The sequence below is a fragment of the Nitrosomonas oligotropha genome (assembly GCF_009833085.1).
Taxonomy (GTDB): Bacteria; Pseudomonadota; Gammaproteobacteria; order Burkholderiales; family Nitrosomonadaceae; genus Nitrosomonas; species Nitrosomonas oligotropha.
In genome coordinates this window covers 19,614-27,298 of sequence record NZ_QRBZ01000046.1, presented here as the reverse complement: position 1 = coordinate 27,298, position 7,685 = coordinate 19,614, and the positions used below count along the sequence as shown (strand labels likewise).

Genomic DNA, 7,685 nt, shown 5'->3' with positions numbered 1-7,685 from the left:
GCGCCGATCAGCGCACCGGCAAATCGACCCAGGAATGCAGCTGATTGACCGAAAAAAGCGCCGACTTCACCGCCGATTTTTGCACCTTTGAGTGCATTTGAAATACCTTGCGCGCTGCCAGCGACAATACCGATGCCGCAACAGATTTTTTTGCCCATATTGCGGGCTGTGATCAAGGTTGAATTGCATTTGGGGCAATGAATAGCCATAGAAACTCCTTAAAAATATCAGGAATGAGAGCATTGAGGATGCTCGATGGATGAAAAAAGCTAAAAAAGGATTTTATTAGGGAGAAACAGGAAAATCAGGAGAAAACACGGGTAAAGAAACTGATGAATCAGTGAAATTTGGTGAATTGAAGCTGGTAATTGTGGCAAAACCATTTTAAAGGGATGTTTGCCGTGGCTTCAGAGAAAGTATATGTGACTGAAAGGTTTTAGGAGGGGGATTTGCTTGAGCAAACATTCAGTTGAATTGGCAGTTAAAAATGAGAGAATGTTTGCCGTGCCTAGAATAGACCGGTATTTAATACTTCCTCAAAAGCACACGGAAACAAAAGATGTAATACTCATATTGGATTAAAAACATCGATAAATAGACAGCTTTAGTTTGTAACTGCATCAAAGCTGTGACTTAAGCGGATAGTAAGTGATATTTTTATTACAATTTATGCCAGAAATACGCTACACCCCAGAATCGCTAAATTAGGTATTGAATGAATAACGAACAAATCAAGCAACTGGAAAAAGAACTTTGGGATTCTGCTGATAATCTGCGTGCCAACTCTAAGCTGACGGCAGCGGAGTATAAAGACCCTGTATTGGGACTGATTCTGCTGCGTTATGCTCAAAACCGCTACGAAGAAGCCAAGATTGCAATCGAAGCCTCTATCCCTGAAGGGCCACGGGGTAAACGTGCTGCAACGCAAGCTGACTTCCTTGCTGCCGGTGCAATGATGCTGCCAGAGAAATCGCAATATGAACATCTTGCCAATCTGCCAGAGGGCGATGATGTCAACGAAGCAGTTAATGAAGCCATGCGTCTGATTGAAGCCAGCTACCCCGATCTTGCCGGTATCCTGCCAAAAAACTATCAGGAATTGGATTCCGACTTATTACGCGAGCTGATCCGGGTATTCAATAAAGATTCGGTGAAAACGCTTAAGGGGGACGTGTTTGGGCGTATTTATGAGTTTTTCTTGATGAAATTCTCCATGAGCGGTGCAGGTGCTCAAGAAGGCGGTGAATTCTTTACGCCTCCATCACTGGTGCAGCTGATTGTTAATTTCATCGAGCCGGATCACGGCATTATTCATGATCCCGCCTGCGGTTCAGGCGGTATGTTTGTTCAGACTGGTCATTTTATAAAAGACCATAGCAAACGGGCTGTAAATGAAGCGATCAAAGTATACGGCACTGAGCAAAAATCAAATAATACCCGTTTGGCCAAAATGAACCTTGCCATACATGGTATTGAGGGAAAAATCATCGAGAGCAACAGTTTCTACTCCGATCCGCATGATCTGGTGGGCAAATGCGATTTCGTAATGGCAAATCCGCCGTTCAACGTCAACAAGGTGGATAAGAACAAAGATTTCGTCAAAACCGACAAGCGCTTATTTAAGGATGTGGGCATTCCTAGGGCCGATAACGGCAACTATCTATGGATTCAATATTTTTATCATTACCTTAATGAGAATGGCCGTGCTGGATTTGTCATGGCATCCTCAGCAACCGATGCGGGGGCGAGTGAAAAGCTTATCCGCCAGAAACTGATTGAAACCGGCGCAGTGGACTGTATCGTGGCTGTGGGAAACAACTTCTTTTACACCCGTTCGCTACCCTGTCATTTATGGTTTTTGGATCGTGGCAAGCGGCCAGAAAACAAGCGCAGGATATTAATGATTGATGCACGGAATACTTTTCGTCAGATCAACACCACATTGCGTGATTTCTCACCGGAACAGATGGAAGGCTTAACCTCAATTGTAAAAGCTTATCGCGGTGAAGATGTTTCCAAGCAATTTACCAGCAATTCGTGGCTGAAAGAGCATTTCCTCAATGGCAAATATGAGAATGTCGAGGGTCTATGCAAAATTGTAGATGTGGCGGAAGTTGAGGAAAATGACTGGAGCCTTACACCAGGCCGCTATGTTGGTTACTCCATCGAATTGGATGAAGGATTTGATTATGCTGCACGGCTTGGTGAGATTCATAGCGAATTAGAAAGATTGAATAGCGAGGCTAACACTCTGATGCAACATGTCCTCAAAGGGGTGATATGAGCGAGGCCAATATGACTCTTGTTTTTGACGGTCCTTCCGTTGATGACGGCGAAATCGATGTACAAGATTTAGCGCCTGCGCTACTGGCGATGGGTGAACTGATTCAAGCGGCAAATCAGGAAATCAATGGTAATAGGGCTCAAATCTCCGTCAAGGTACGGGCCACTGCTGAAGGATCTTTCGAGGTAGACTTGGCCTTAATCCAGTCCTTCCTGGAGAATACCAAGATCTTGTTTGACTTCGCTGCTGAAAACAAGGATGGGATTGCGGCGGCCAATGAGCTGACCGAACTTCTGTTTAAGTTTGTAGGAGGCACGGTGACTATGGGAGGCGGCTTGTTCGCTCTCGTTAAGTTTCTGAAAGGCCGAAAACCGGACAAGATCGAACATAATGGCGGCGATGTGCATATTCATATCGGCGACAACCATTTTGTCACCAATCAACGCACGATCCAACTTGCCGAAAGCGTGGCAGTGCGGGAGCAGGCCAAGAAGTCTATCTCGTCCCTGTCTAATAATGGAATCGACAAGATCAAAGTTAAACGGTCAGGTCATGACGACCTTGAAGTTTCCAAGAGTGAGGTCGGGTATTTCGAGTATGAGGAAACCGAGGAAGAGTTGGCGGATGAAACTCGCACCATGACACTCCAGATTATCAGCTTGAGCTTTAAGGAGGATAATAAGTGGCGTGTTACTGATGGAGGAGAACCATTCAGTGCCACCATTGAAGACTCTACTTTTCTGAATAAGATAGCAAATAATGAAATAGCTTTCTCTAAAGGAGATTATTTGGTTTGTGAAGTCAGAGAACGGCAATTCCGTAGTTCAAAAGGGCTTAAAAAAGAGCGTTCCATTATCGAAGTAAAGGATCACAAGCCTGCTGCTCAGCAGTTGAGATTGATATAAATGGAGGGCCTCATGAAGTGGGAATTAAAGCCAATATCTGAGTTATGTTTTCTGGCAATAGACTGTGTAAACAAAACCGCTCCTCTATCTGAAAATATCACACCTTATAAAATGTTGAGAACTACGAACGTAAAAAATGGATTCATAGATTTCGAATCTGTTCGCTATGTCGAAGAGAATGTCTTTAAAAAATGGATCCGCAGAGCGCAGCCCCAATATGGTGATGTTGTTTTCACCAGAGAAGCTCCAGCAGGAGAAGTTGGGCGATTTACAGCTAAAACTGGAAACTATTTTTTAGGCCAACGCCTATTTCTCTATAGGCCAGACCCTACCAAACTTGATTGGAATTATTTAGCGTATAGCTTGCAAAGCCCCCAGATTCAGGGCTGGGTGAACGGTATTGCCTACGGAGCTACAGTCCCGCATATGGCAGTAAGCGATATGGAACATCTAAAAATTCCAGTTCCCCCTATTTCAATACAGAAAAGAATTGGTAATATTCTCTCGCGTTATGATGATTTAATCGAAAACAATCTAAAACGGATCAAGCTGCTCGAAGAAATGGCACAGATTACCTATGAAGAGTGGTTTGTGCGTATGCGTTTCCCTGGTTATGAATCCACTCCAATCAATCCCACGACCGGCCTTCCAGAGGGATGGGAAAGAACAAAGCTTGGGGATATGTGCGAGATCACAATGGGGCAAAGCCCTAAATCAGAATTCTATAATCTTGAGGGAAATGGGCTTCCATTCCATCAGGGTGTAAAAGATTACGGAGATCGTTTCCCCACGAATACATGCTGGAGCACAAGTGGCTCACGATATGCGGAACGTGGTGATGTTTTGTTTAGTGTTCGCGCTCCTCTGTTGGTCGCCTAAATATCGCTTTAGAGAAAATGATTCTGGGTCGTGGACTAGCAGCAGTACGACACAAACAAGATGCGCAAGGATTTTTGTATTGCTTGCTGAAGAAACAATTCTTTGAAGAAGATATGATGGGTGGTGGAGCAATTTTTAATTCAGTGACCAAAAACGATATGCATCGGATTGATGTTGTTACTCCTTCTTTTGTAATACTAAGCCAGTTTAACCAACTGATTAATGCTGTAGATCGCGAAGTTGAAATTCTGCATTACCAGAATGTTCGTCTCCGCGAAGCCCGCGACATCCTGCTTCCACGCCTGATGACTGGCGTAATTGACGTGGAAAGCTATAACCCGGCTGATCTATTAAAGGAAGTTGCATGAGTTATGAATATTCCGAAGATGGACTGGTAGAAGCTGCGACGCAGCAAGCATTGGAGGACTTGGGTTGGCTAATTGTCTATGCTTGGAAGAAAGAAAACTTCGGCGATAATGGATTGTTGGGGCGTGAGAATAAGTCCGAAGTCATTCTGAAGCGGCATTTACGCGCTGCTCTTGAAAAGCTCAATCCAAACCTCCCGGCTACCGCATATACCCACGCAATTGATCAGATCACGGAGAAATCCGCCGATAAAACTCTAGGGCAAATCAACAAAGAAAAACATGCGCTGCTTACCAAGGGCATACAAATCAGCTACCGAAATAATAAAGGTGAAATGGAAATCAAACGCCTGCGTGTATTTGATTTTGAACACCCGCTAGAGAATGAATTCCTTGCCGTGCGTCAGTTTGAGGTAGTAGGCGATCTCTATCATCGCCGTCCCGATGTTGTGGGTTTTGTAAATGGCATTCCCCTGGTATTTTTTGAACTCAAAGCGCATCACACTGACCTTGCCAATGCCCATCACGACAATCTGACTGACTATAAAGACAGCATTCCCTCTATTTTTCACTGTAATGCTTTTATTATTCTAAGCAATGGCACTGATGCCAAGCTCGGTACGGTAACCAGTCCCTATAAATTCTTCCTGGATTGGAAACGCATTGAAGAAGAGGAAGAAGGCGTTGTTAGTCTCGACACCATGCTACGCGGCACCTGTGACCGCACTCGTTTAATTGATCTATTTGAAAACTTTCTGCTGTTTGATGGGGATGGCGGCGATGTGGTGAAAATAATAGCCAAGAACCATCAGTATATCGGGGTGAATAAGGTTGTAGAGCAAGCCCGAAATATCGAAGCGCTAAAAGGCAAGCTGGGCGTATTCTGGCACACGCAAGGATCGGGCAAATCCTATTCAATAGTATTTTTGTGTCAGAAAATCCACCGCAAGTTTGGTGGTTCATATACTTTCTTGATTGTATTGGATCGTTCAGAACTGGAACGGCAGATTTACGATACATTCACCAGCGTGGGCGCAGTCACCGAGGAGAACATCAAAGCCAAAAGCCGCGATGATTTACGCAGGCTCCTTTCCGAAAACCATCGCTATGTATTTACGCTGATTCACAAATTCTCCATTGATCCAAGGACAGAAAGTGTTTATCCACTGATTACCGACCGGAAAAACATCATCGTCATCTCCGATGAAGCTCACCGTACCCAAGGCGGGAAGTTTGCCCAAAATATGCGCTTTCACGGCATTCCCAATGCATCTTATCTTGGTTTTACCGGTACACCGATCATCAGGGAAGAATTGGAACTCACCAAGAATATCTTTGGTGAGTATGTATCCGTTTATGACTTCAAACGAGCTATTGAGGATGGCGCAACCCTGCCGTTGCGGTATCTGAATCGTGGTGAAAAGCTGGGTATCGACAATCCAGATTTGGATGAGCACATGGCGGAAATTATCGAGAGCGAAGATCTCGATGAAGATCAACGTGCCAAGTTGAGACGTGAATTTGCACGTGATTACCCCATTTTGACCTCGGAAGCCCGTTTGGATGCCATCGCCAAGGATTTGGTTTGGCATTTTAATGAACGGGGTTATCAGGGCAAAGCAATGTTTATTGCACTCGACAAACCCACCGCCGTGCGCATGTACGATCTGGTGATGAAATACTGGCCGCAATATGTCGCTGAACTAAAAAAACGTATTGAACAAGCCCAGGATCAACAAGAGGAATTGAAACTGAAACATCACCTCAAACGTGTTGCAGAAACCGAAGTGTGTGTGGTGGTAAGCAGTGAACAGAACGAAGTGGCCAAATTTCGTGCTATGGGACTTGAGATTGAACCTCATCGCAAGAAAATGGTGCAGCGTGATCTGGAAAAGGAATTTAAAGATGAAGAAAACCCTTTTCGCTTAGCCATTGTGTGCGCAATGTGGATAACTGGTTTTGATGTACCTTGCGTTTCCACCGTTTACCTCGACAAGCCAATTAAAGGCCATACACTCATGCAAACAATCGCGCGTGCAAACAGGGTATATGACGATGAAAAAGAAAATGGGTTGATTGTCGATTATGGCAATGTCTACCGTAAGCTGGAAGAAGCCTATGCTGTTTATGGTGAGGGCGACAATAAAGGCAAAAAGAATAAGAGCGGCGATGATTCGGATGATCATTCAACGACACCAGCTGAACGGCTGGAAGGCTTGGCTGTTGAGCTTAAAGGCTCTATCGATAATACACGAGAGTCCTTACTTAGCGTTGAATTTGAACTGGATTTGCTGTTAAACGCTAAAAGTCCAATGGAAAAGCTGGCTTTGATCCAGAAAGCCATGAATTGTGTCTGCCTGAATGAAAAAACACGCACTGAGTTTGAATTTAAGGCTCGTGATGTTTTTCGAAAATACAAAGCGCTCTATCCTGAAGAGCAAATCAAACCATTCATCAAAGAACATAACGCCATTGAAGCCGTATATGAGCAGCTGAATCAGAAGGTAAATGGCGCGGATATCACCGATGTGATTCGCAGACTACAGCAGGAAGTAAACATGAGCGTGACGGTTGGATCATCCGCTAGTAATGATGAAGATTTCGTAGATTTAGGGCAGTTGGATTTTGATAAGCTGCGGCAGGCATTCCAGAAATCATACAACAAGAATATGATTGTCTTTGATCTTCAGGAAGCCATCGAGCGGAAATTGGAGAAAATGATCCAGCAGAACCCGCTACGGTTAGAGTTCTACGAGAAGTACAAGAAAATTATCGAGGATTACAACCAGGGTAAAGACCTACAGAGCGTTCAAAAGGCATTTGATGATCTGCAAAACTATATGCAGGAGTTAACCGAGGAAGATTCCCGCGCAATTTCTGAAGGATTGGATGAAGAAACGCTCGCCATCTTTGATTTACTGAGAAAACCATCTCTTTCCAAAAAAGAGGAAGTGGAAGTTAAAAAAATTGCTATCAGAACACTAGCTACCCTAAAAGAGGAAAAACTAAGAATCGAACGGTGGCGTGAAAGCACGCAAGTGACGGCACAGGTTAAAACCATCATCATTGATAATTTACAATGGTTACCGAAGGAAGCTTATGCTGATGAAGAAGTAGATGAGAAGACAGATCTGGTTTATCAGCATATTTACAGCAATTATTCAGGAAGAAATAGGCAAGAATACGCACGATAAGATTATTCATTGCACTATACGGCAAACCAAAAGAAGAACTGCATCAGCTTGAGCTATT

The 7,685-nt window shown here is 44.0% G+C and carries 5 protein-coding genes and 1 pseudogene; 5 read left to right on the top strand and 1 reads right to left on the bottom strand.

The annotated features are described in order from the left end of the window. Window positions 1-209, bottom strand: a pseudogene (locus ABD07_RS13705) (hypothetical protein); the annotation flags it as partial. A 506-nt stretch (window positions 210-715) separates the two neighbouring features. Here ABD07_RS13705 and ABD07_RS13700 point away from each other — a divergent pair. From ABD07_RS13700 to ABD07_RS13680, 5 genes are read left to right on the top strand one after another with little or no spacing between them, the layout of a single operon-like run. Further along, the gene (locus tag ABD07_RS13700; RefSeq protein WP_160818754.1) at window positions 716-2,284 is read left to right on the top strand and encodes a type I restriction-modification system subunit M; all 1,569 of its coding nucleotides are present in this window, start codon (window positions 716-718) and stop codon (window positions 2,282-2,284) included. Continuing rightward, the gene (locus tag ABD07_RS13695; RefSeq protein ID WP_160818753.1) at window positions 2,281-3,189 is read left to right on the top strand and encodes an LAPAL motif-containing putative phage structural protein; all 909 of its coding nucleotides are present in this window, start codon (window positions 2,281-2,283) and stop codon (window positions 3,187-3,189) included. Before ABD07_RS13700 ends, ABD07_RS13695 begins: the two co-directional genes overlap by 4 nt. A gap of 12 nt (window positions 3,190-3,201) precedes the next feature. Further along, window positions 3,202-4,068: a restriction endonuclease subunit S gene (locus ABD07_RS13690; protein ID WP_160818752.1), complete on the top strand. Its 867-nt coding sequence runs from the start codon at window positions 3,202-3,204 to the stop codon at window positions 4,066-4,068. A gap of 17 nt (window positions 4,069-4,085) precedes the next feature. Next, complete coding sequence (locus tag ABD07_RS13685) at window positions 4,086-4,436, top strand: restriction endonuclease subunit S domain-containing protein (RefSeq protein WP_160818751.1); 351 nt, start codon at window positions 4,086-4,088, stop codon at window positions 4,434-4,436. Beyond that, complete coding sequence (locus ABD07_RS13680) at window positions 4,433-7,627, top strand: type I restriction endonuclease subunit R (protein ID WP_160818750.1); 3,195 nt, start codon at window positions 4,433-4,435, stop codon at window positions 7,625-7,627. Before ABD07_RS13685 ends, ABD07_RS13680 begins: the two co-directional genes overlap by 4 nt. The last annotated feature ends 58 nt before the right edge of the window (window positions 7,628-7,685 follow it).

What these genes read in the sequence shown, in the direction of transcription:
- ABD07_RS13695 (WP_160818753.1), top strand. Translation starts at nt 2,281, where the DNA reads ATGAGCGAGGCCAATATGACTCTTGTTTTTGACGGTCCTTCCGTTGAT.
- ABD07_RS13690 (WP_160818752.1), top strand. Translation starts at nt 3,202, where the DNA reads ATGAAGTGGGAATTAAAGCCAATATCTGAGTTATGTTTTCTGGCAATA.
- ABD07_RS13685 (WP_160818751.1), top strand. Translation starts at nt 4,086, where the DNA reads ATGATTCTGGGTCGTGGACTAGCAGCAGTACGACACAAACAAGATGCG.
- ABD07_RS13700 (WP_160818754.1), top strand. Translation starts at nt 716, where the DNA reads ATGAATAACGAACAAATCAAGCAACTGGAAAAAGAACTTTGGGATTCT.
- ABD07_RS13680 (WP_160818750.1), top strand. Translation starts at nt 4,433, where the DNA reads ATGAGTTATGAATATTCCGAAGATGGACTGGTAGAAGCTGCGACGCAG.